Below are 26,120 nucleotides of genomic sequence, written 5' to 3' on the forward strand. Positions count from 1 at the left end.
AAACTTTAACCATAAAAAAAGTCCCACCGAAGCAGGACTAAAGATTTTCATCTACGGCATATAGCCTTATTGTGATAAGATTAAAGATTAGAAATTTTAATCAGTTGTAAATGTATGTAAAAAAAACTTTAGTTTGAATGTGGAAAACCGTAAAGCTGCTAATTATTTTCGCCGTAGCTTTAAAAATTCTTAAAAAGAAGGATAATTATGGCTAAAATATTAGGATTGGATTTAGGGACAAACTCGATTGGTTGGGCGATAGTGGAGAAAAATAGTGGCGATTTTTCATTAGTTGATAAAGGAGTTAGGATTTTTTCGGAAGGCGTAAAATCAGAAAAGGGAATTGAAAGTTCTCGTGCAGCGGAAAGAACAGCATTTAGAAGTGCCAGAAAGATTAAGTTTCGCAGAAAATTAAGAAAGTATGAAACTTTAAAAGTGCTTTCTGAAAATAATATGTGTCCATTATCTTTTGAAGAAGTGGAAGAATGGAGGAAATCAGGATTTAAAAAATATCCATTAAATCCTGAATTCTTGAAATGGTTACGAACGGATGATGACCAAAATATAAATCCCTATATTTTTAGAGATAGAGCAAGTAAGCAAAAAGTTTCTTTGTTTGAATTAGGTAGGGCTTTATATCATATTGCTCAAAGACGTGGTTTTTTAAGTAACAGACTGGATCAATCTGCAGAAGGTATTATCGAACAACATAAGCCAGCTTTAGAAGATATTATTGAAAATGTTTCAACCATTACTGAACTTCAAATGGAACTTACAGACTATTTTCAAGATCGTGATTTGATTGAACGTAAAGCAAATGATTTGGATGATGGAGAAAAGAAATTGAAAGCCTTATATAATTCATTTTTTAAGACAATTAAAGACAATCCCAAAGATTTTGAAAAAACTGAATCCTTACTTATTGAGCGGTTAAATAAGAAAGAAGATTCAGGAGCGGTTAAACAAAAGATTGGTGAGATTTCTCAAGCGATGAAATTGGGCAATTATGCCACTTTAGGTCAATATTTTTTCAGTTTATATAACAAGGGAAAAATCAGGAATCAATATACGGCTCGTGAAGATCATTATCTTTCTGAATTTGAAGTGATTTGTCAGGTTCAAGGGATTGACGGAGTAATAGCAAGCGAGAAATTGCCCGAAAAAAGATATTCCGGATTAGTCAAAGATTTATATAAAGCAATCTTTTTTCAGAGACCGTTACAATCTCAAAAAGGTTTAATTGGAAAATGTACTTTTGAAAAAAGTAAGTCACGATGTGCCGTTTCACATCCAGATTTCGAGGAGTATAGAATGTGGTGTTTTATCAATACAGTTAAAATAAAAACTCCAAATGATGAAAGTTTACGATTTCTTACTAACGAAGAAAAACTGAGAATTATTCCTAAGTTTTTACGCAAAAAAGATAATTTTAATTTCGAGGATTTAGTCAAAGAATTAGTGCCTAGTGGCAGTAAATATGCATTTTATAAATCGTCAACAGCTGCATCGGTCAATTATTTGTTTAATTACAGTTTAAATTCCTCCGTGAGTGGTTGTGTGGTTTCTACTTCGTTTAAAAATGCTTTTGGTGAAGATTGGAAAACGAAAATCTATACTTATGAAACTCTGAATAAGAATGGAGAAAGTGCAACTCGGAATGTAGATTATAATGATTTATGGCATTTGATTTCAGTTTCAACTTCTGATTTGTACTTATTGGAATTTGCAAAGGACAAACTGAAATTGGACGACAAAAAAGCCGTTTTGTTCAGTAAAATAAAACTAAAAAAAGACTTTGCTAGTTTGAGTTTAACGGCAATTAATAAAATTAATCCTTTTTTAAGAGAAGGATTGTTGTATTCTCATGCCGTATTTATGGCAAATATTGAAAATATTGTAGATACCGACATTTGGAAAAACCTAGAGGATAGAAAATACATTCAAACAAAAATAGCCGAATTAATAGCCACAAATACTCATGATAATAATGTATTGGAAATAGTAAATGGTCTTATAAAGGAATGTAAAGTTGAAGGATTTTATTATTCAAAAGAAGCGGAAACGACTTATAAATCAGATTTAGATAAAAAGGTAAGTTCTTTTGTGAATTCAAATAAAATTGTAGACCAAAAAGAGACTATTCTTGATAAATTGTTCCCTATTTATATAGAGCAACTTAAGAATTATGAGTTCATTGCAATAAAAAGATTAGACGAAAAAGTCTATGCTTTTTTAGATGGACAAAATGATGATGGTCAAGTTTTTTGTAATGCAAAGAATAAACTAAAAAAACTATACCATCCATCGGATATTGATGTTTTTAGAAAACAAATTTCAAAAGACGGAAATGGAAATGAAAAATTAGTTTTAGGAAGTCCTTCAATTTCGTCGATAAAAAATCCAATGGCTATGCGAGCCTTGCATCAATTGCGAAAAGTATTGAATACTTTAATTGTTGAAGGTCAAGTTGATGAAAAAACGAGAATTCATATTGAAATGGCACGAGAATTAAATGATGCCAATAAGCGAAAAGGAATTCAGGATTATCAAAGAGATATAGAAAAAAGCAGGAAAGAATATATTGACGAGATAAAGAAAGATTACAAAGCAGCAAAAGGTATTGATATTGAACCAACAGAAGATGATATTTTACGCTATCAATTATGGATTGAACAAGACAGAAAAACAATTTATGAAGAGCAATGTACCAATATTAGTATTTCTCAAATTATAGGCAGTGACCCAGATTATGACATTGAACATACTATTCCAAGAAGTAGGTCACAGGACAATTCACAAATGAACAAAACTTTGTGCAGTAAGTTCTATAATAGGGAAATTAAAAAGAAGAAAATGCCTATCGAATTGAGTAATCACAGTGATATTTTAGACAGAGTAGAACCGTGGAGAAAGAAATATTTGGCATTAGAATATGAAATAATCGGAATTTCAAGAGCCATTAAAGCAGCAACCACAAAGGAACAAAAAGACCGAAAAATCAGATTGCGTCATAAGTTGAATTTGGAAAAAGAGTATTTCAAAGGGAAATATGAACGGTTTACTTACCCAGAGCCAAAAGTAGGTTTCAAAAACAGCCAAATTCCAGATACTGGTATTATTACAAAATATGCGAGCGCTTATTTAAAATCCTATTTTGGTAGAGTAGAGGCGGTAAAAGGCGGAATGGTTGCCGAGTTCAGAAAAGCTTGGGGAATTCAGGATAGTTACATTAAAGACGGGAAGAAATATTATGAAGTAAAAGATCGTAGTAAACACACCCACCATTGCATCGATGCAATTACGATTGCTTGTATGACTAAAGATAAATATGATGTAATGGCGCATGCTTGGGATTTAGAAGACGACTTGGATAAAAATCAATACAAATTGATGAAGTCAGTTCTCGAACAATCAAAACCTTGGAAAACCTTTACGGAGGATTTGAAAAAGATTGAGGATGAAATATTGGTATCGCATCACACACCTGATAATGTCAAGAAACAATCTAAAAAGATTCTAAGAATTCGGGGCAAAAAACAGTTTGTTGCCGAAATGGAAACTGATGTCAACGGAAAAAATGTTCCGAGAACAGACAGCAATAAAGAAATCATTTTCAAGAAAGATAGTAAAGGAGAAAAAATCGCACGTTTCCAACAAGGCGATACTATTCGAGGTTCATTACACCAAGACAGTATTTATGGTGCAATTAAAAATCCATTAAATATTGAAGAAATACGTTATGTGATTCGTAAAGACTTAGAAAGTATCAAAGCATCTGATGTCGAAAATATTGTTGATGAGATTGTAAAACAAAAAGTAAAACAAGCAATTGCCGATAAGATTTTATTGCTTTCGTCAAATGCACAACAGCAAAATAAATTTGCTGACAGTCAAAAGGTTTGGATGAGAGAACCGCAGAAAGCTATTGGTAACAAACCTGAAATCATTGGAATTGCCATAAATAAAGTTCGTTTGTATGCCAATTCAGTAAAAAATCCTTTGGGGATTAAAGAGCATAGTGCTTTGTCAAAATCTCGACACGAACATAAGCAAAAAGTTTATGGACAGAATGACGAGAATTATTGTATGGCTATTTATGAGTTAGATGGAAAACGAGATTTTGAGTTGATTAATAATTTCAATTTAGCAAAACTGATTAAACAAGGTCAAGGAAATTATCCATTAAATAAAGAAAAGCAACTTAAAGGAAAAAAAGTACAAATTCCGATTGCAAAAAGTAATAATCGGGATGTAGTTTTAAAAAGAGGACAACAGGTAATTTTTTATGATAAAGAGATAGAAAAGCCAAAAGACATTACTGAAATATTTGATTTCAAAGGAAGAATTTATATTATTGAAGGTCTTTCTATACAAAGAATACCAAGTGTAAGCGGAAGCGTTAATGAATATGGTGTAATCACTTTAAGATATTTTAAAGAAGCTAGAAAATCTGATGAAATTAAAAAAGATAATTTTAAACCAGATGGAATTTATCAGTTAGGTGAAATAAAACCAACAAGAAAAATGAATCATAGTCAATTTTCAGCATTTGTTGAAGGAATTGATTTTAGAGTTTTACCTTCGGGAAAGTTTGAAAAAATATAATTATGGAGGAATCAAAATTAGCAAAAAAACAAATAGAGAAAATTCAGGCAAAATTAGATAGGGCTTCAAAAAGTGGTTTTAGTACAAAGTCAAAAGAAGAACTTTTAAATGAGATAAAAAAAAGACTTGGTTTATCTTGAAATTAAAAAAATCGTTCTTTGACATAAGTTTTTCAAACTCTTAAACATCTCAAACCACAACTGAAAGGTATGGCATCCGCCCAGCAGGGATGCAGTAGCTTTCAGTTGTGGTTTGATTAAAGATTAGAAAAAACGATATTCATTTTATGTTCCAAAATAACTAAGGGAACGTTGTGGTTTGATTAAAGATTAGAAAAAACGATATTATGTTTCTGGTATGGTTGTAATAGCTGTAGGTTGTGGTTTGATTAAAGATTAGAAAAAACGATATTCGGTAAATTCGTAAGCCAAAAAACAGCCATGTTGTGGTTTGATTAAAGATTAGAAAAAACGATATTTTTCGAGCAAAAAGTCTTTTAATCTTTTAGGTTGTGGTTTGATTAAAGATTAGAAAAAACGATATTTAGAACATTACAATATTTGCAAAAATTAAGGTTGTGGTTTGATTAAAGATTAGAAAAAACGATATTTGTTTGAAAACATAGTCATTCTGATATTGGTTGTGGTTTGATTAAAGATTAGAAAAAACGATATTTGCACCAAGAATTTACAATACTACTATTTCGTTGTGGTTTGATTAAAGATTAGAAAAAACGATATTTCCGGCTCCTGTATCTGAAATGGATAAGTAGTTGTGGTTTGATTAAAGATTAGAAAAAACGATATTATTCCATTTCCTAAATTAAAAGCTATGTCAGTTGTGGTTTGATTAAAGATTAGAAAAAACGATATTGTAACCTCAAAAAGCTTTGCATATCTCAAGTTGTGGTTTGATTAAAGATTAGAAAAAACGATATTAATTTCGCCTACAAATAAGGCTAATAATTGGTTGTGGTTTGATTAAAGATTAGAAAAAACGATATTGAAATTTAGCATTAACCATGTGATTGACTGTTGTGGTTTGATTAAAGATTAGAAAAAACGATATTTAATATGAAGTACTGACATATATTTGCTAAGTTGTGGTTTGATTAAAGATTAGAAAAAACGATATTTTAAATATCAATCCGAACAAATTAGAGTAAGTTGTGGTTTGATTAAAGATTAGAAAAAACGATATTTCACCTAGAATTTGCAAGAAGGAAATCGATGTTGTGGTTTGATTAAAGATTAGAAAAAACGATATTGAGCACACCTCTAAAATCCCATTAAGAGATGTTGTGGTTTGATTAAAGATTAGAAAAAACGATATTAGATTTGGAAATTCATACTCTGTTGAGGAGTTGTGGTTTGATTAAAGATTAGAAAAAACGATATTTATTCAATATGGTTTTATACCTAACTTTAGGTTGTGGTTTGATTAAAGATTAGAAAAAACGATATTAAAAATAGAAATAAATTGTTTTATAAATAAGTTGTGGTTTGATTAAAGATTAGAAAAAACGATATTCAAATTAAAAGCTGCACAACAAGATTTAGCGTTGTGGTTTGATTAAAGATTAGAAAAAACGATATTATAGTTTTTCCATTAGAGAAAGCCTTATGTGTTGTGGTTTGATTAAAGATTAGAAAAAACGATATTAAATAGAGTCGATTTTGTAGGTAGCCCATTGTTGTGGTTTGATTAAAGATTAGAAAAAACGATATTTTTTTCGTAATATTCAGTATCTATTTCAGAGTTGTGGTTTGATTAAAGATTAGAAAAAACGATATTAATGCTGGAGAATTTAACGCCCCTTTTGGTGTTGTGGTTTGATTAAAGATTAGAAAAAACGATATTTGTCAACTCATAAATACCATCGGCATCGGCGTTGTGGTTTGATTAAAGATTAGAAAAAACGATATTAATACTCAATACATCAAATTTATATTTACCGTTGTGGTTTGATTAAAGATTAGAAAAAACGATATTACAAATATATGTCAGTACTTCATATTACACGTTGTGGTTTGATTAAAGATTAGAAAAAACGATATTGAAAAGAATGAAGAATTAGAAGACGAATCTGTTGTGGTTTGATTAAAGATTAGAAAAAACGATATTATATTTTTTACAAATCATTTCAATATGGCTGTTGTGGTTTGATTAAAGATTAGAAAAAACGATATTAACAAGCCAAAGGACTAGCTCATCAACAAGTTGTGGTTTGATTAAAGATTAGAAAAAACGATATTAGTTGGCCTGTTACCTTCTGATTATCAATAGAATAAAGAAGAATATCGTAAAATAAAATGCTCCTTTTTAGCACGTGATAGGCCAGATTGGAGCATTTTATTATTCCTATGTTGTGGTTTACAAACACTGGATTAATATTTTTTTGGTGTGTTTGTGAATCGAAAAATAATCAAAATTCACTTTCTAATTCATCTTTTCGGATTTTTCAATTTGATTGGCAGCTTAGAAAAAATGATATTAGTTGGCTTGTTACCTTCTAATTATCAATACAATAAAGAAGAATGTCGTAAAATAAAATGCTCCTTTTTAGCACGTGATAGGCTAGATTGGAGCATTTTTTTGTTTCTAGAATAATTCCAATTGGGTTGGAGCATCAACAGCATCTTGCTTGGCTTTACCCAGATAATTAATGATCATCCCAAATTGTTTGTCGGTTATTCTTAAAACACTCACCTTGCCTAAGGGAGGGACGAGTTTGTTGATTCGTTTTTCGTGTACATCAGCACTTTCGCCACTGGCACAATGCCTGATATAAACTGAAAATTGCATCATGCTAAAACCATCTTTTAAGAGATTGCCCCGAAATTGAGAGGCATTCCGTCTGTTTTTTTTTGTCTCCGTGGGCAAATCAAAGAACACGAACAACCACATTATTCGGTAGGCGTTAAGTTCCATAATTTTGGATATTTAATTTTCTTTCTTTTTCCTGTATAACATTGTTGTAAAGAACTTGCAGTTTTTTGTAGCGCCACCATCAGCGGGCTTTTCTCGTCTTTAAAATATACCGTTCTGGTTAACACTTGTAAAAGTTCAGATTTGATTTTGGTATTTAATTCCTGTTCTTCATATTGTTGCATAATTTCAAAAACTTTTTCGTCGACAAGCGGTCGAAAGGGTTCCATTATATCATCGGCAAGCGCAAAAGCATTGTACTTGCTCTTATGGTGAATTCCTAGAGTATTGAGTAAGCCACTTCCTGATAATGCTCTTGCTGTTGCTGCTCGAAGAATTGCATATCCATAATTGAGAAAATTATTGGGATAGTCACCAAACCGTTCTCTTTTGAAATTGATTTCAAAAAATGATTTCCAGTATTGTTGGGCAGCAACTCCTTCCATATTCGAGGTGTCACCACTCAAAACCTTACTTGCCAAGAATTCAAATGAATTATTTTTTGAAGTAATCCTTTGTAGAAGTATTCCCTGATTTGTTATTTTTTCAACAATGGTTTGTTGCCATAATTGTTTTTTTAGCGGAATAGAGGCTTCTATTTGGTTTTTGAATATTTCTTGTTGTATATGATGGCTGTTAAGATTGAGGAACATTCCGTTTGGCAAATGATTTTTGCCACAAATGATTATGGAGGTATTGGTTTCGACCAATAAATTCATTGCAGGCAAACTAATGTAAATCTCTTGATGATCAAGAACTAAAAAGCCAATATCTTCAATGGGTATAATGCTTTCCCGAATTTCGGATTTTATTACTAACTGAAGATTTTTTGAGGTTATGGCTGATTTATTTTCTATAAGAATTGACTTTTTTATCATTTATTAAAATTTATATTTTTTTAATAAATGTAAATTATCTAAAATCAATTTAATTGTGGTTTCCCGTAAACCAATGAGTTTTTTTATTTTAAATAACACAAACTCTTTTGTTATCAATTTTAGTAATATTTTTTGGTTCTTTATATTTGCTAATTTTAAAGTAAAAATAACTACTTTAAGCACTCCTTACACCAGCCCTAACTTTTAAATCGTTCAAATAATCATCAATCAATTCGGGGTTCCAATATTCTAATTTCAGCTTAGGAGCTTTTCCAACACCTTTTGTCAATTCATCGTTCATTATATCAATCACAAGCTGTTCGTTACCTACTGTGGTTACAATGCTGTCGTGAATGGTAAAGATGGGTAGTTTGGGATACTCCTTCGCAATTCGTCGAGCGATAACTTCAACTATAAAATGGCTTTCAATATTTTGCAGCAATATAGCAAGCAGCGTTTTATCCTTTCTCTTGATAGCAGCATACACTTTATAAACAGAAGGAAACAATTTGCTAAACAATTTCTTAGGTGCAGCCTGCTTGGTGCCTATAAAACGATTGTCCGAAAAGAAAGCTTGCAGCACAGCAATTTTAGCTGTATTTCTCGTGACATTCAACATATTTAAATCACGTTTAAAAGCAGTTTCAAGATACTCATATAAAGCACCAGCAGCAACCAAATCGACGAACCGGTTTTTATCTTCCTTCAACCCTTTATTGGTAAGGGCTGCCATATTTTCTCCTAACATAATGATAGAAGTTTGTTTTATATTGTGTTTAATATTCTCTAATTTTAATATTTTATTTGTTTTAAAAGCCTTTGAATTTCTTTGACAAGAGCTACAACTAACTTGCGGATCGACATTTGAATACGACTTTTTCCTAAAAAGGTCTTTTTTGGAGTCGGAATTCACTTTCCAAAAATTTTCATCAAGCAACAACGTGCTGAAATAAGGCTGACTATTCTTAATATCAACAGCAACTAAATTTTGCCCGTCATAGGTAAGGGCATTCCGGACAAGTCCTCTCATATTCGTGAGGTTACTATGAAAACGATGTACATTATCATCAATCTTTAAATTGTATTCTCCTCTTGTGATATACTCTGCAGCGAGTTTGGAACACAATTGTTGTAAATACGGACTTTTAAATTTTTGTCGGGAAGCATCCATATCCCATAAGTTCTTGTTATCATTTTTAAGTTGCCATTCTTCTTCAAGAAAACCGACTACTTTTTTATAGTCAATCTTTAGCTTTGGGTTAAACCAGTTGGTTAAATAATCATGTTTGATAACGGTTTTTTCCTGTCTTTTCTGATACAAGCGCAGATTTTGGATCAAACTAAAGTCGGTAGCAGTGTAAGGAATCAATTTACCTTGATATTGTGCCGTAAAGCGACAAGATTTCGAATGACCACCTATCTCATAACTTTTAGTCCTTTCTATGATACCTACGGCAATCGCATAATCAAGATACTGCTTATAATTACCTACTACTTCTTGCAGGGCTTTAGAATACAGAGGAACAAAGCCATCAACAATATCTAAATTTTTGTTGGAAGCAGGAATGCTCGAAATTTTGTGCAGGATATAAGCTAACTTATCTTGCTTGTAGGGATTAAAGTTTATTGGATTTTGGACTGTAATTATATCAAAATCTAATGTGATAGGAAGGAAAAAAGTCATTGGTTAATAAATGTTTAAGGGGCTAATAGCAATTATAAAAATAAGAAATTTCATCTAAAACCAATGTTTTTTTATTAACATTTCCTACAAAATAACAAGTCATTAAAACTACAACAAACCCCTATAAACAGTGTAAGAAGAAAAGAAACTACTTAAATACGAAACAATAAAACAAGATATAATGTTAATAACTCCTATGTCTTTTTTTAGATAGCATCCTTTTTTAAAAAGAAATAACAACATTTTGAATTTATTCGCTAAAAAAACTCCCCGCCATTTAACATAACGAGGAGTTTTTCCAAAAGCCAAAAATAATCGGTAGCACTCCTAACTCCCCTCTTGAGAGGGGCTGGGGGTGTGTCTTTTTAAATTCTTTTGTTTAGAATATTAAATTCAAATCAATGATTGTAATTCCACTTATTTTTGAATTGTATCTAAAATCTAAAACCCAACACCCCTTAAACTACATCCAAAACGTTCAACACATTAAACGCCCCATTCTTCAACGAATACGAAACACCGTTCACTTCCTGGAAAAACTCAATCAGGATTAAATAAAGCTGCGTTCCTGCACCTATTGGCACACCGGTAGGAGTGAGCGTTTGTGTGGCGAGGGTTAAGTCAATTGGCAAAGAAATTACATTGCTGTAAGTCACATCCGAAAGTCCTGTTGCAAAATCCAGATTCACAAAAGCACTGCGCATATTAAAATGCGTGGCTCCAGCCGGAAAACGAAGTTGCTCCCCAGGAGTAAAATCACTAATTACGACTTCGCCAGTAGTTGTGTCAAGAGCATAAGGCGAAAATAAAACACTCTGAAGCGGCGCTCTATTGTTGAAATCAAAACCACGCAAAGCCAGCTGTCCGTCAAGCGTCAATATCCCCTCAGACACATTACGCTCCCCCCGCACCGAAATAGTGTCCAGATTCTTAATCTTCGACATCACCTGCAAAAGCCTGCTCGACAACTTCGCATCTTTCGCTTTAAATACCAAAGCTCCCGCTGCCATACGAAGCATCTTCCCGGCATTGGCACTTTTTCCAAATTCTGCCCCGTTTTCACGGGTCCTGATAAAGGCAGGATCATTCAGAATTCTTTTTTTGGAAACACCCCCTTTGGTACGAACCATATGTCCGTCCGCACTCTTGTAAAACGTTAGATTTTCTAACGTACCCTCGATCTTTAAGATCCCATTTAATTTTGCCATAACACTTCATTTTTTAATGTTAATCAAAGATACAAAATAACTGATTATCAATAAAATAGCCGTTTCCGTTTCTTTCCGAATAGTGCCGAATTTTCTGATACTATATGCAATTTTCCGTGTTATTTTTCGTATCTTTGAAGTAATAAAACAAAATATAAAAACAGAGGATTCAAGACATAAAAATTATCGATTTTTTTGCCAAATTAGAAATGAAAATTAAACCCTAAAAAGCACTAAATAGAAGTCAAAAATCAACGATTGCATTAGCACAATAAACAAGAAGTTAAAGGGAGGCTCAAGGGAAGATACTCCATACATAAAGGGAACAAACTATAAAACAGCAAAGTAGCAAAAACAGTAAAATTAGATACACGCCATAAATATGAAGAAAGTAATTATCACCACAGGAGACATCCAGAATGTAATTGGAATAGGAGAGAGACAAGCCCGTAATATTATCAGCAAAATGCGCGATTACTACAGCAAAGAAAGACACCAGTTAATTACCGTCAAGGAATTCTGTGATTACTATGGCATCAAATACGATGATATATACACTAAGCTGTTGTAACTATAGACTAATGGTACAAAAAAAGTTGTTTTTAAGATGTATTGGATAATAAACTTACTTCCCGATGCAGAATATGAAGTAGTCAATATTTACTGGACTTAACGAATATTGGGCAACAAATAGCCAACAAATAATCGATATAAACCATAAATACCAAGCAATAATAAACAATTTCTATTAAAATTTATTCACTAAAGAATAAAGTCCTTTTGATGTGTTTTTGGCCTGTAAACTCCATTCTTGGTACAAAGGTAGCATTTTACAGAATACGTCGCTATAAGGTTTTGCATATCCTTCCTTAATCATTATTTCATTTAGTATTCTACCGTCATTTAGAATTAGGTATCCCAATGATCTCCCATATTTATCAAGCAGGTTATTTTGTTCCTGTACCAAGGTGCAAATATCGCCTAGGTTAACTTGATCTTTTAAAAAGTTAAATGATAGGTATCCCAGTTTGATTAATAGAGCAGCTGGCATTTGAAGCTCTTTTTCATCTTTTTTAATTTTGTTACAATAATTTATTTCAGGGGCGTCTATGCCATATAATCTTATTTCAAATTCTCTTTTTGTTATAAAATCTTCGGCAATTATACCATCCCCATCAACGAATTTTGTGATTTTCAGAAGAATATTTCTAGTCATAAGTTCCTTAGCGTTAAAATGCTCTAATTAGCACCAATTAAGCAATTGATAGTCAGTGTATTATGTTGTAAATTTAATAAATAATTTTAACAAAACAAAATAAAAGATGGCAAGACAAAAAGGACATATTAAATATGTCGGGACGTTAGGTGAAGTTCGTCACTTCAAAATTAAAGGTAACGAAGGTTACTTTGCAGGTCTAAAAGGTGGACCAACAGCGGAACAGGTAAAAACTGCCCCAGGCTTTATTCGTACTCGTGAGAATATGAGTGAATTTGCGGCTTGTGCCAATGCAGGTAAATCATTAAGAATTGGTTTATCTTCCTTGATGAAACAAATGTCTGATAGTCAACTTACAGGGCGACTAACTGCAATTATGAAAAAAATTAATATTGAGGATGGTTCCGAAGCTAGAGGCCAAAGAGCTGTTTTGGTTTCACAACAACCACAGTATTTGAAAGGGTTGGATTTTAATCGCAACATTTCGTTTAATGGTGTATTTAGCGCTCCATTTACATTAACACCAAATGTTGATAGAAATGAAAGCGTATTAAGTATTCCTGCATTTAATCCTTTGAACTTTTTGAACATTCCTTCAGGAGCAACACATTTTAGAATTATAAATGCTTTGTCTGTTGTTTCAGATACTGTTTATAATTCTCTTACTGGAGCATATGAGCCTGCTGAGCCTATCTTAAATGAGACGTCAAATATTGCTTATTCGGATTACACTCCAATAGATGTTGTTACTGCATTAATTGATGTTACTGCCACTTTACCGGGTGCTCCGACTATGACAATCAATGTTGCTGTTTTGGGATGTATCGGAATAGAGTTTTATCAAATGGTAGGTTCTAATTATTATTTATTTAATGCTGGCAACGCATTAAAAATCCAAGAGACATTCTAAAAAGCCCATTAGTTTGTAAGTCTGCTAAGTTGCAAAGTAAACCCTTTCGAAAGAGAGGGTTTTTCTTTTTGCACTAATTTATCTATAATGTGCAATCATATAGGACTTATAGTGCATTTAAGTGCGGAACAAGTGTTGGTCAGCCTATTTGCAGTAATTGTGCAAAATAACTCTTCTTAGATTATTAATCAATTTGATGTTTTCGTGAAATTGTTCTTCTTTGAGTTCTAGTATTTTCAATGCTTGAATATTTTTTTTGTGCTGCTCGTGTTCTTCCAGCATCAGGGTCACTCTTAAATTGAATTCTTTTTTGAAGTCGGTAATCCGTAAAAAAGGAATTACGGAACCATAAAGAGATTGATGCCAGAATTTAGCTTTCCAAAGGCTGTAAGCTAGCCAGTACACTGTTTCGGCTTCTTCGTCGGAAGGGAAAATGATAACGAAACTATTGGTAAAAGGTTCTTTTTGTGGCTTTCCGGAGTTCATCCCCTTGTTGAGGATAAAGACTTGGTTTCCTTTGTAGGCAGTGTCTTTTTGGTGGGTCTTGATGATGAAATTCGGCATAGTGATGTGTGTTAAAAAAATCAGACATTATTTTTCGAAAAGAAAAAAGAGAAAAAAAGAAAGCCGCTACATTAGAGGAAATGACGAACGGGAACGGAGGGAGGCACGACCGACTGAAAGTGAGGAATGGACTCTAACTTTGCTTGATTTTTTTATCTTTCTTTTCGATAAATAGCACAATGGTCGTCGTTAAGATTTTAACACCCCCAAGCACCGCAGTCCCGATTTTCCGGGACGAGGAGCGCAGTTGGCGGTGTTGCGGCAATCGAACAGCCACGCTAGACCGAGAACGGAACGTAGCTTGCGAAGTGGAGAGAAGGGGTAGCAGCGTGAAACGGCGGGGAAACAATATAAGTCAGCCGAAGGCGTACCTTGATTTAGGGCAAAACGACCGTCGACTGCGAATCGGATGCTTATTAAAAGTGGGATTTTTTAATCAAAGTGGAAGGTTTCTTAAAATGGAAAACGCAGGAGAAAGGGAGTGGAGCCAAACCCGATGGCTGTGCGAAAGAGCAACCGCTGAAAAAACTGAGGGCGGCAGACATAATACGGCTGGAATGGAGTGAAACGAATGAGAGAGCTTTTAGCGGAATGAAATGGAGCGTTAAGCGAACGAATGACTGTAACGAAATGAAGCGGTATTGTGGATGCATAAGCCCGACCGAACACAGGAAGAGAGCGTGTGAAGATGAGGAACGAACAGCGGAAAAAATCAGGCTGCCTATTTTTTGGCTGCCTTATTTTTTTGTGCTGTGAAGTGTCTGTGGAACGGAGGAAGGAACGACCGACTGGAACAGCCGAACGGAACAAAGAGAACGACCGAAGAGAGACCGCCTGATTGCCCGTGATGTTTATACCTAATATGTTAATGAAATAAGGCTTTTAGGTATAAATACCGCGAATTGATTTTTTAACAAAACTATTGGCTTCACCATAATTAACTGCTTCAAAAAATAATACCAGATGATTTACTTCAGCCCAAGTTCTATTTGTTAGAACCAATTGGTAATTATCAATCATTAAATCTTTTAAAACCTCACCGACAGTTGTTATGGACTTTAAGCAACTACAGTTTATGGTGTCCTGTATTATCAATTTGTTGGCAAATTCAGTATCCAATGTGATATGTTTTTCGATACTATGCATCAAGGAATCTTTATGGCATATTTTTTTGATAATTTCAATTTCATACGCCTTTCCTATGCTTAATTCTTCCGGTAATTTATAAGTGGTGGTTTCCTTTAATGATTTTAAAATTGAATCATTGAAACTACGTCCTTTATGCAAAAAATCACGTCCGTCAATATATACTTCTATTTTCATAACTTTTATAGTTTACTATATTTCTCAAATTTAATTTAATATATCACAGCAATTTAGTTTTATCTGTTGTAATTGTAAAAATTACGTCATTTATACTTATTTTGTTGAAGCCAATTAAAGGAATTTTATTTGAAACTTTTTTATCATTTACTTCTGTGCCTGTACTTTCTAAATCATAGAGCCAAACATTGTCTTTGCTATTTATGATTATGCAATGCCTTCTGCTTATAGCATTTCCTCCTGATACTTCAATGTTGTTTTGATTGTATTCTGTTCTGCCAAATTTAATAATTGGTACTGAAATGGATGATGGCGTGTTATTCTCATTATTCGTTTCCAATATTGTTATTGTATTTTCTTTCAAAGTGTTGAATTGAAAGTCCATAAATAATAGTTTTGATTTTAGTGTTGGATATTTTTTATAATTATGGCTTATTTCCTCCTCTTCAATTACTGAACGATTATAATCAATAAATGGAGTGGTGTCTTGTTCTAATTTTGATTTTGGAGGGAATGATTTACCATTAGTGTTTAAAATAAAAGCAATAAAATAGTTGTTTGCAAAACAAGGTAAAGCAGGATTGGCTTCCATTATCATCTTGGATAATTCCATTGCTGTTTCGTATCTATTTGTTTCATAATAACAACGGATTAATAGATTATAGGCTTCGTAATCCGCCGGGTTTCTGTGAAGATGGTCTGATAAAAGGCCAATTGCTACAGGGTATTTTTGAGCTTCTAAATTTATCCAACCCAAATCTTTTTGTACATCTAATCTCGGATTAAGTTTTAAAGCTCTTTCATAGTAACTTTTTGCAATTTCAATCTTCTGAATTCTTAGATTGTACTTTCCTAAAGCCTGTAATACAGAAACATTGTTTTTATATCTTTTATTGGCTAACTCTAAATATTTCCACGCATTACGCCATTTGTTTGTTCGGAAGGCTTTGTCTGCCAATTCAATTAATTCTGCTGCTTTTAAATTGTCTTTGTTGAATATTATTGGAACCGATTTTGCTTTTAAGGCTTCTTCCAATTCAACCATAAACTGAAATCGTAGTTCTGGTGTTTTATTGATTGCCTTTAGAATTATTTCTTGTTGCCAATTTGGAAGTTCTTGAATTGGGAAATCTGCTGATTGGTGTTTTTCTATAATATCGTCAACGGATAAATAATTGAAAGGATTTTTACCCGTTAAAAGTTCCATAAATGTTACCCCAAGGGCATAAATATCAACCCGAGGATCTTGACGGGTGTCATTTTGCCAGGAGAATGATTCGGGACTCATATAAGATCGAGTACCAATGTTTTTGTTTGCTACACCAAAATCAGCAATTTTAATAGTACCGTTTTGAGTAAAAACAATATTATCGGGTTTGATGTCGTGATGCACAATTCCTCTTTTATGAATCACTCTAAGGCAAGTCGCCAATGATTGAATCCATTCTATAGCTTCCGCCGGTGTCACTTTATTATTTGATATTTTATCTCTCAAAGTACCGCCTGAACAGAATTCCATTACTAAATATAAAACGTCCTCTTCGTAAAAATGATGATAGTAGGTAACAATATTGGGATTTTCAAACTTTGAAACAATTTCTATTTCGTGAATTATATCTTCCTGTTCTGACTTATTTGTATTTAATAATTGCTTGATTGCCACAAACCTATGAGAAACTTTTTCTTTCGCTAAAAAAACCTTGCCAAACCCACCATTGCCAAGGTCTTTTATATAACTGTATTTATTATCGAATAATAACATAGATGTTTAAGTTAGCATTACATTGTATCTATAACTATCTACATAGACGTAATGTTTGTTTTATGTCTATGTTAAGCTTTGTTTTTAGTGCCTTTAACAACAATATAGACATTAGGCGTGCTATGTGTATATGTTTTAATTTTATACTTTAGTTTTGGAGATAAATCTGATTAGACTTTTGTCTACTGCTCGTTTTTCGAATACACTAATTATTTTGATGTTTATTTTATAAAAAATTAATTAATAACATTCAAATTTAATAAATTATAATGTAGTGAAATTGAGGTTTCCCGTAAAGTAATTAAAAATCATTGAAATACATTTGCTTAATTAAATTTTTGCAATATGAAAACTTGTAATAAATTATGGATGTTTTTGTGTAAATTAGCGAAAGAATAAAACTACGGTATATTATCAAGACTTAAACCTATTATATTGACTTAGAGAATTATTGTTAAATAATGAAAAAAGAAAAATATCTACAAATATTCAATTACTTAAAAGAGTTCTCGAACCTTAGAAGCAATCCTGTAAGGGATATAAACGTTCAAGAAACTCAATATCCAGAAAAATTTTGGCTAAATGACATTCCAGTCGATGACATATTTGAAAACATAATTAGGCCTGATTTCAATACCGAAAATGATTATTGGATTAGAATTAAAAAACCTAAAGAACCATCAAATCCTGAATTTGCCAAATTATCAGAAATCCTAGAAAAATGGGTTGACAAACTTTCTTTGATTAATGATGACAATGAGCCAATACTAAAAGAAAGTATTGAAATTGAAGGTGAAATACTTGTAGTAGAAGACTACCCAGAAGTTTCAAAAGAGTTCCAAAACTATATCAATCAGAAGTGGATTGACGACCTAATTGACTACAGTGAAAAAGTTGAAACGTATGATAGTGAATATGCAGAATATCAAAAACTAAACAATGTCTATAAACAACTGTTCCGAATATTCAATAAGACTCAGCAATTTGGAGAAGAATATGAATTAATAATTGGTACAGGTCTTTTAAACTTCAAAGAAGACTCTGACCATCCTAAAATATTCAGACATATTTTAACACAGCGTGTTGATATTAATTTCGAATATTCTCAAAAAGATTCTCAAATAATTATAAGCCCCAATCTAGAGTCAACGGTACAAATTGAGACTGACTCCATACTTGATTTATTTGATCAATTTGATTCTCAGAACGTCATTGATGCCGAAAAAGCAGTAGTAAATTATATTAAGGAAAAAGAAATTGATAGTATATTCGGTGATTTAGACGATGCCTTAAAAATGTTTGCTGAACAAGTTTCGCCTGATGGTAGCTATTTCAATTCAGTTGAAAAACCACAAAAAACACATTCAAAACCCATAATTTCATATTCTCCAGCTTTACTGCTCAGAAAAAGAAACACAAAAAGTTTCACAGCACTTTATGAAAAGATACTAGATAATATTAGTAACGATACAGATGAAATTGACATACCTACAATAAATGACTTGATTGGCATAACACCAAATATTAGCACCAATTTGTCCAATGGAGAAAATTCAAAATATTCATCTGAAAATGAGCCAATATTTTTCCCAAAAGAATATAATGACGAGCAAATAGAAATAATTGAAAAAGCTAAAAGAAATAATAAGGTACTTGTTCAAGGTCCACCAGGAACTGGAAAATCCCATACGATAGCCAATCTAATATGTCACTTGCTAGCCAACGGAAAAAAAATTCTTATAACAGCACACACAAAACGCGCTTTAGAAGTTTTGAAAGACAAATTACCTAAAGAGTTTCAAGATTTAGCAGTTAACTTATTAAGCGGTGATTCCTCATCAATTCAGGATTTACAGAAAAGTGTAAACTCAATCAATGATGAATTGTCCAGAGCAGATTTATATAAATATCAATCTGAAATTGATGAATTACAAAAAAGTTTAAAAGCGACAAGAGAAAAATTTGCGATAAACAGAAATGAGCTAATTGGTATAAAAGAAAAATCTACCCGCAAACAAGAAATTAATCCAAAATATTCAGGTACACTTACTCAAATTGCCGAATCATTGGAAAAAGATTCAACAATTTTTGAATGGTATTATGATGCATTCAGCGATATAAACGATACGCAAATAATACCTAATTTTAAGCAATATGTTGAATTATATGAAAAGTATCTAACAATTGATGTTGCTGAATTTAAGTACGACATCCCAGACCCAAATAAACTCCCTACAATTGAGCAAATTCGAGAATACAAAAATTTAAAAAATAACCTTTTAGAAAATTATTCTCCAAATGATGAACATCTTTCAATCAATTGTTCAGATTATGAAAAACTTATACAATTACTAAAAGATCTAAAGGTATTTTATAATGATGTCGACAGTTTGCAAATTGATTTTTCAAGTAATGTAATAAGCACCTACCTCAATGGAAATTCTTATAAATGGAATCAAACACTAGAACATTCAACGTCTATTCTTGAAAAAATTGATAAATATGATTTAAGAAAAATTGACAAAGACATTGAGGTTTCTTTACCATCTGGAAAAAGTTTGAAACGACTTAAGAAAGATGCTCAAACATTGCTTAATCACTTAAGAGAAGGGAATCCATTATCAGGATTATCATTTAAATTAAAGAAGTCTTTTCTATCAAAAGAAATTAAGGAAAGGCTCTATTTTATTGATGAGATTAGAGTAAATGGGAGTCCTTGTGACACTATAGAAGAATTTGAAATTGTTCTAAGAGATATTGCCATTCAGCAGGATTTACTTGAACTCTCTGAATTGTGGGCTAAAGAAATTCCAGAAGTAAATTCATTGTTAAATAAGTTTAACTACTACAAGCACATTCACTCTGAAGTGTCTAAGTTATTAAAAATAATTGATCAATCAGAAGCACTTAGGAAGGATATTGAATTATTTTCAAACCTTAAAATTAATCCGTTTGAAATAAGAAATTTGGAGAAATTAATTATTGAATCCGAGTACAATAATTTACTAAAGCAAATTGAAGTGTTCAGAAAAATATTTAATGAGGCTGAATTTCATCTAAATAATATTAATCAACATCCAATAAAAGAGAATGTTTTAGAAGATTTTAAAGATATTAATTACAAATCATACGGTGAAACACTAAAGAAAATTGAGAAGTTAGATATTAATAAAAATCAATATCAAAATTATATTTTAATAAAAGGCAGGGTTGAAAAGCATCTTCCATTAATGTTAGATTCTATTCAATCAGATAGTTTTGTTAAGAATAATATTCAAGAATTAGAAAATGCTATTTTATATAGGAATGCTCAAAAGGAAATCAACAGACTTATGGATGTTGATTATGAGCAACAATTAATCCTTGATTTAAATGAGTTAGAAAATAAAGAACGAAAACTCATTGCTCAACTTGGTTCAAAAATGGCTTGGGCTGAAGTTTTAAAAGGTCTTGATGAAGATAAAAGTCTCCGACAACACTTGAATGCTTTTGCCCAATTTGCAATAAAAGCCAGAGGTAAAGGAAAAAAAGCTACAAAATTTCAAAAGGATGTTCAAAAACAAATGGAGAAGTGCAAAGATTCTGTACCCTGTTGGATTATGGACTTTCAAAAAGTTGCTGAATCAATAATTCCAGAACAAGGAATGTATGATTATGTTATCATTGATGAAGCGAGTCAGTTAGGACCAGATGCAATTTTTCTTCTCTATATATCAAAAAATATAATTATTGTAGGCGATGACAAGCAAATTGCACCTGAGAATGTAGGTGTTGATATTGATAAAATGACCCCACACATCGAAAAGTATTTGGGGGATTTTGAATTTAAGAATTGTTTTCATCCAGCATTTAGTTTCTTTGATTTTGCGAAGGTTTTCTGTGATGGAATGACCGTTCTTCAAGAACATTTTAGGTGTATGCCTGAAATTATTGAATTTTGCAATAAACATTTTTATGCCCCTAGTGGTAAAGGACTCTATCCTTTAAAACAGTATTCTGAAAATAGACTTGAGCCTCTTAAATCAGTTTTTTGTGCAAACGGTTATGTTGAGGGTAAGTATGCCTATATAATAAATGCCCCAGAAGCATATGAGATTGCTGAAACTATCGCTAAGCTTATTGAAGATGAAAGATATAATGGAAAAACCTTTGGAATTATTACACTCCAGGGCAATCAACAATCCAATCAAATTGAGAATCTCTTGTTGAAGAAAATTGGGGAGCAAGAATATTTTAAAAGAAAAATTTTATGTGGCAATTCGGCATCTTTTCAAGGAGATGAAAGAGATATTATATTCTTAAGCCTTATCAGTGCTCATAATCACATTGGTAATGCTCGAGTTAGACCCGAAGATGAAAGGCGTTTTAATGTAGCAGTAAGCAGGGCAAAAGAGCAGATTTGGCTTTTTCATTCCATTCAATTAGAAGATTTGAGCAACACTAATGATTTGAGATATAAATTATTAGACCATTTTAAGAATTATAATTCTAAACAGCCAATCCTAAGTTCACCATTGGAAAGAGGTCTTGGAACACAACCCGATCCATTTGATAGTTGGTTTGAAGTTGATGTATACAATGACATTGTTAGAAATAATTTTAGTGTCATTCCTCAATATGAAGTTGCTAAAGGGCGGTATAGAATTGACTTAGTAGCATTATTCCCTGATGGAACTAAAATTGCAATAGAATGTGATGGTGATAAATGGCACGGAGCTGAGCAGTATCAAAATGATTTGATGCGCCAAAAGATACTTGAACGTTGTGGTTGGCAATTCTTCCGTGTTAGAGGATATGAATATTATACCAATAGAATAAAAGCGTTAGAACCTCTTTGGAAAATGATTCCTAAAATACAGGAAAAGAAACCTGTTGAAATATTTACTTTATCAGAAACTATAAGCGAAGATGTTAATGCCTTTCCTACATCAATTGAATCTATTGATAATACTTCTACAGAATATATAATTTCTGATTTCCTTGAGGATGAAATAATACTCCAAAAAGAACAATCAAATAGTGTTTCAACTGGTAATTATATACTTAGGTATTTCAATTTGTACAAGTCTGGAAAATATATTATGACCAATAATGAGCCGTTAGAAGCTGATTTTGTAATTCCAATAAAATCAAGTCACACCGATGGTTTTTTATTACAGTGTTACGCTTCTGGTCACATAAACAAACTCTATGTTTCTGTTTTACTTTCAAAAAAAATAGGGAAAGACTATATGAATGGCTTGAACAAAAATGATGAAATATCATATTTAAAAATCATTGAATCTGAAAAAATTATTGGAATTAATTTCATCGAAAATGGAGTAAGAAAATTTAAAGCTCATTTAACAGAAAATATTTCAAGTCGAGAACAACTTCAATTACAGGGTTATAAAGTTATTTATAATGATTTTGAAAAGATAGAATATAAGATTTTACCGTTGGACATTTTAGAGGATATAAACCGTTTAGTTTTTCATAGCTTCACGGCTAATGGTAAAGCTATAGATAATAATTATTATGATCAAGAATGGTCTGTCTTAAATCAATTTTTACCAAAAAAAGTTGAAAAAGAAAATAAGGTTGAACCTAAAATTACATATATTAATAAAATCAAATCTACAAATAGAAACGAATCCTCTTATACCCTTTTTGATTCAAAAGTTGAATTGCAAAGTATTGTTAAATTAAAATACTTGAATAATGATAAATTATTAACTATTCAATTAGTGGACTATCATCCTCAAAAAATGGAAATAATAAATGGAGTGCAGAAGATTTACAACAAAGCTCCATTGTCAAATTCAATTTTAGGCAAATATATTGGAGACAAAGTAAAAATTGGCGATACCGACAGTTACGTAGAAATATTAGAAATAATAAATACAATCTCAGATGAAATTTTAGAATTTAAAGAAAAAAGTAATACAGTTGTTGAAAACATAAAAAGCAGCAAAGAATTTGAATATCTTCCTGACAGCAAATTACCTATCGGAAAATATGTAAGAAAGACACTTAAAGAAGTAATTACAGCTATTGACAGAGATGAATTAGCAAGACTTCAAAGAGCAGTTTATTCAAAAGACACATTTGGGATTCTACATCCATTTTTAAAAAAGGTATTAATTTCTGAAACAAAAAAACCAAAAAGATATTGGAAAGATCCAGTTAGGATATTAGGTGAATTATTTTGGGTGTGTTCTGAGTGGTTTGAAAATGAAATCAATAATGATAGACCTTTTTATGATGCTTGGTTAAAAAAAATGAGGGATAAACTATAATAGGTATCAGGTATCACGGTATCAAAACCCTAGGGTAAATGATACCGTGATACCTGATACTAAAAATCAATCCCGTTGTTATCCTCGTTATTCTCGATACTATTTATAACTTCATTGTTATTTGGAAGATCTAAACGATACCCTCCCTGACATTCAACAATAATCCCAGTGTCCTTGAATATTTTTAGTTTCCTGTTTGCGTCAGCAGGCCCTTTACCCGTAACATCACAATAGCGTCTTAAATAATCTTTATGAACATAAATTTTATCTTGGAAAACGTTCTTTGCGATATTTTCAATCTCGTTAATTTTTTCTTCTTTTTTAAAGGTATCGGGTTGGGTGCCTAATTCAGAAGTTGGAATCATTATTCCGGTATTGGTAAATAAAAAGGTTTCTTCTGAAAAGTGTAATTCTAAAGAGTTTTCTTTATACATCTTCGGACAATAATTGCCTTTTACTACCGTGAAATATCTTGTATTACCAGCGCCTTCAGATAACACAATAGCCAAGCGTACCTTTTGAACTAAGCCTGCGCCTCCTTGGATGTGTTCCTGACCTGGAGCCACTCTATAAGCAGCTTTGTTGATATGATGTACAAAAAGGATTAAACAATTGTGCTCTTTTCCAATTTTGTCAAAGGTTTTAACCGTGTTTCGCATTGCAATATTATTATTACTGTCATTTCCTTGAAATATATCACCAAAGCTATCTATGACTACTAAATCGACTGATTCTAAAGTTAATTGCTCGTTGAGGTTTTTTATTATTTCTTCCTGATTCATCGTGTCGGCAAAAATGAAACGCAGATTTTGAGTTGGATCTTTATCCAGTCCTTGAAATTGTTTGTTTATTAAAAAACGGGTTGCATCTTCGTTGTCTTCAGTTGCTACATAAATAGATCGGTTGTGTAATGGATGAAGTTCAAAATCGAGGAATGTTTTTTCTCCTAATGCCACCTGAATACAAAGTTGTCTTGCGAATTGGCTTTTTCCTGTATCTGGTTTTCCTGCTAAAACCGCCGAACCTTTTTGCGGAAAAATAGGCTCCATCAAGTATTTTTGTTCTACTTCGCCTCTTGCTAATAATTCAACTGCATTATAAACCGATTTATCAATATATAGTTCTACTGGAGCTGGAGTTTGAAATGCAGTTAAAAGCAAATCATTAAACCCTTTAATGGTTTCGCCATTGGCGAAATAGTCTGAAATATCTTTGCCATTGTTTTGCAAGGTTGGTAAAAGCAATCGATGTAAACCGTGAGTAATTGCTAAAATGTTGGATTGTTTTAGACCTGTTTCGTCATTGTCGTATAAAACTATTATTTGATTGAAGCGAAGCTTTAATTCATTGACAATTTTTTTGTCTAAAGTGGCTGTTTCACTGTTGAGCGTAATTGCATTGAACCCTTTTGCAGATAATGACATCACATCTTTTTCGCCTCCGGTAACAATAAGTTTTTCGCCTTTCTCCGGTAGTTGTTTCCAACCAAAAATATATCCTGGCTCTTTAGTTCCCAAATATTGAAACTTATATTTTTTCTCGTCTAAAGGTTTATACAACTTTATCCAATTGTCATTTTCATAAGCAAAAATGAATTTATTTGGACTGCTTTTTAATGTGTAGGGATTTCCTGTATTGCTTGTTGAACTAAATTCTTCCAAGCTTGACACATTGAACCTTTTTAATGTTTCAGCATCTATGCCGTACTTAAGCCAAAAACTTAATTCAGCTTCGGTAAAAGGTCTTTGTTTTGCCACATATTTGGGAGGTACTTGTTTGATCTGTTCGACTGATTTAATTGGCTTGTTTTCTGCATCAAGCATCAGGGTAAAGTCTGAATTAATTTTTTCTAATGTTTCTGGGAAAGAAAGATTAAAAAGTTTCATAGTCAAATCAAAACAACTGCCATCATCACCTGTTGCAAAATCCTTGTATCTCCATTCGTTTGAAGTCATTGAAGGAAAAATATTAAAAGATGGTGTTTCTTGTTTTTCGGCTAAAAATGGATTGCTAATGTTTTTTGCCGCTAATAAATTACTTGAATTGTGATAGGGTTGTAAATAATAATTAAAAATATCATAACTGGTAATTTTGTCCAATATTTCTTCTTTGCTTACACATCCCATCACTGTTCTTTTTTAATATTATAGTTTTCTTTCAAGAGTTCTTGAATGTCGCAGAGGCGATAGTATATTTTATTGCCAATTTGGGAAAAGCCAATTACTTTATTGTCTCTCCATTGCTGAGCAGTTCTTTTGCTAATGTTCATTAATAGCATAAATTCCTGACTATCAAAAAAAACATCTTCAGGTTCCAAGTGCTGCTTTGTTTTTACATTCAAAGCCAATTCACTAATACGAGAATGGATTTTTTCTAACATTTCTTCCGTGGGGGTGTAGTATGGCATTTTACTTTCTTTTATGAGTTAATAAATAATTAGCAGCCATAGTTTCAATTTCGTCGGCACTGTCTTGACGGTTGCGTTGAAGCCATTCGTCTAATTGAGTACGATTGAAGTACAATTTTTTGCCTTGGGGGCAAAAGTGAGGGATTAATTTTTGGCTTGTCATTTTATACAAGTGCGAAGCACTTATATCTAAATACGAACAGGCTTCGTTGAGGTTTAGAACGTCTTTTCTTAAAAGGTTCTGCTGTTGTAACATCGTTTCGATGTTAGCCAGTTTCTGAATGATAATTTCTTGGTCCATTTTTTTTTGTTTTTTTGTATTATTAAAAGCTGATAATTGTGCCTTTTAATCATCTT

16 protein-coding genes and 1 CRISPR repeat array are annotated in these 26,120 nt (G+C 32.1%); of the genes, 5 read left to right on the forward strand and 11 right to left on the reverse strand.

The genetic code is table 11. From position 1 onward, the window contains the following. Nucleotides 1-207: 207 nt before the first annotated feature. Together cas9 and IR213_RS03895 are read left to right on the forward strand one after the other, a co-directional pair. A complete protein-coding gene (gene cas9 / locus IR213_RS03890) occupies nucleotides 208-4,605 on the forward strand; it encodes a type II CRISPR RNA-guided endonuclease Cas9 (protein WP_194310996.1) in 4,398 nt (1,465 codons plus the stop codon). Between the two features lie 2 nt (nucleotides 4,606-4,607). Next, the gene (locus tag IR213_RS03895; RefSeq protein ID WP_194310997.1) at nucleotides 4,608-4,745 is read left to right on the forward strand and encodes a hypothetical protein; all 138 of its coding nucleotides are present in this window, start codon (nucleotides 4,608-4,610) and stop codon (nucleotides 4,743-4,745) included. 104 nt (nucleotides 4,746-4,849) lie between these two features. Beyond that, nucleotides 4,850-6,860: a CRISPR direct-repeat array (repeat unit 36 nt; unit sequence GTTGTGGTTTGATTAAAGATTAGAAAAAACGATATT). Between the two features lie 346 nt (nucleotides 6,861-7,206). On the opposite strand, the gene cas2 is transcribed toward IR213_RS03895, so the two are convergent. The 4 genes from cas2 to IR213_RS16235 all read right to left on the reverse strand — a co-directional run bounded on the left by cas2 (nucleotide 7,207) and on the right by IR213_RS16235 (nucleotide 11,039). Then, nucleotides 7,207-7,536 carry a CRISPR-associated endonuclease Cas2 gene (gene cas2, locus IR213_RS03900; RefSeq protein WP_194310998.1) on the reverse strand — a complete coding sequence of 110 codons (330 nt, stop codon included), beginning with the start codon at nucleotides 7,534-7,536 and terminating at the stop codon, nucleotides 7,207-7,209. After that, nucleotides 7,512-8,411, reverse strand: a complete 900-nt coding sequence (cas1, locus tag IR213_RS03905) for a type II CRISPR-associated endonuclease Cas1 (RefSeq protein ID WP_194310999.1) — start codon at nucleotides 8,409-8,411, stop codon at nucleotides 7,512-7,514. The genes cas2 and cas1 overlap by 25 nt, the downstream gene beginning before the upstream one ends. 175 nt (nucleotides 8,412-8,586) lie before the next feature. Then, a complete protein-coding gene (locus tag IR213_RS03910; RefSeq protein ID WP_194311000.1) occupies nucleotides 8,587-10,095 on the reverse strand; it encodes a hypothetical protein in 1,509 nt (502 codons plus the stop codon). Between the two features lie 458 nt (nucleotides 10,096-10,553). Further along, entirely contained in the window at nucleotides 10,554-11,039 is a 486-nt protein-coding gene (locus IR213_RS16235) for a hypothetical protein (RefSeq protein ID WP_228479081.1), read from the reverse strand. Between the two features lie 646 nt (nucleotides 11,040-11,685). Here IR213_RS16235 and IR213_RS03920 point away from each other — a divergent pair. Further along, nucleotides 11,686-11,874, forward strand: coding sequence for a hypothetical protein (locus tag IR213_RS03920; protein WP_194311002.1), 189 nt, complete (start codon nucleotides 11,686-11,688; stop codon nucleotides 11,872-11,874). 177 nt (nucleotides 11,875-12,051) lie between these two features. Here IR213_RS03920 and IR213_RS03925 read toward each other — a convergent pair whose 3' ends face one another. Then, nucleotides 12,052-12,519 (reverse strand): thermonuclease family protein, encoded by a 468-nt coding sequence (locus IR213_RS03925; protein WP_194311003.1) that lies wholly within the window; start codon nucleotides 12,517-12,519, stop codon nucleotides 12,052-12,054. 106 nt (nucleotides 12,520-12,625) lie between these two features. Between IR213_RS03925 and IR213_RS03930 the strand changes: the two genes are divergently transcribed. After that, nucleotides 12,626-13,429, forward strand: coding sequence for a hypothetical protein (locus tag IR213_RS03930; RefSeq protein ID WP_194311004.1), 804 nt, complete (start codon nucleotides 12,626-12,628; stop codon nucleotides 13,427-13,429). A 144-nt stretch (nucleotides 13,430-13,573) separates the two neighbouring features. Here IR213_RS03930 and IR213_RS03935 read toward each other — a convergent pair whose 3' ends face one another. The 3 genes from IR213_RS03935 to IR213_RS03945 all read right to left on the reverse strand — a co-directional run bounded on the left by IR213_RS03935 (nucleotide 13,574) and on the right by IR213_RS03945 (nucleotide 17,078). Continuing rightward, a complete protein-coding gene (locus IR213_RS03935; protein ID WP_194311005.1) occupies nucleotides 13,574-13,993 on the reverse strand; it encodes a DUF6943 family protein in 420 nt (139 codons plus the stop codon). A gap of 882 nt (nucleotides 13,994-14,875) precedes the next feature. Beyond that, complete coding sequence (locus IR213_RS03940; protein WP_194311006.1) at nucleotides 14,876-15,316, reverse strand: hypothetical protein; 441 nt, start codon at nucleotides 15,314-15,316, stop codon at nucleotides 14,876-14,878. A 43-nt stretch (nucleotides 15,317-15,359) separates the two neighbouring features. Next, nucleotides 15,360-17,078, reverse strand: coding sequence for an FHA domain-containing serine/threonine-protein kinase (locus IR213_RS03945; RefSeq protein WP_194311007.1), 1,719 nt, complete (start codon nucleotides 17,076-17,078; stop codon nucleotides 15,360-15,362). Between the two features lie 461 nt (nucleotides 17,079-17,539). Between IR213_RS03945 and IR213_RS03950 the strand changes: the two genes are divergently transcribed. Beyond that, nucleotides 17,540-23,356, forward strand: a complete 5,817-nt coding sequence (locus tag IR213_RS03950; RefSeq protein ID WP_194311008.1) for an AAA domain-containing protein — start codon at nucleotides 17,540-17,542, stop codon at nucleotides 23,354-23,356. 59 nt (nucleotides 23,357-23,415) lie between these two features. Here the strand turns inward: IR213_RS03950 and IR213_RS03955 are convergent, their stop codons facing one another. From IR213_RS03955 to IR213_RS03965, 3 genes are read right to left on the reverse strand one after another with little or no spacing between them, the layout of a single operon-like run. Continuing rightward, nucleotides 23,416-25,482: an AAA family ATPase gene (locus IR213_RS03955; RefSeq protein WP_228479085.1), complete on the reverse strand. Its 2,067-nt coding sequence runs from the start codon at nucleotides 25,480-25,482 to the stop codon at nucleotides 23,416-23,418. Beyond that, nucleotides 25,482-25,763 (reverse strand): helix-turn-helix domain-containing protein, encoded by a 282-nt coding sequence (locus IR213_RS03960; RefSeq protein WP_228479082.1) that lies wholly within the window; start codon nucleotides 25,761-25,763, stop codon nucleotides 25,482-25,484. The genes IR213_RS03955 and IR213_RS03960 overlap by 1 nt, the downstream gene beginning before the upstream one ends. A 1-nt stretch (nucleotide 25,764) precedes the next feature. After that, entirely contained in the window at nucleotides 25,765-26,064 is a 300-nt protein-coding gene (locus IR213_RS03965) for a helix-turn-helix domain-containing protein (RefSeq protein WP_194311010.1), read from the reverse strand. Between the last annotated feature and the right edge of the window lie 56 nt (nucleotides 26,065-26,120).

This window comes from Flavobacterium soyangense, assembly GCF_015277675.1.
In the GTDB taxonomy this organism is placed as follows: domain Bacteria; phylum Bacteroidota; class Bacteroidia; order Flavobacteriales; family Flavobacteriaceae; genus Flavobacterium; species Flavobacterium soyangense.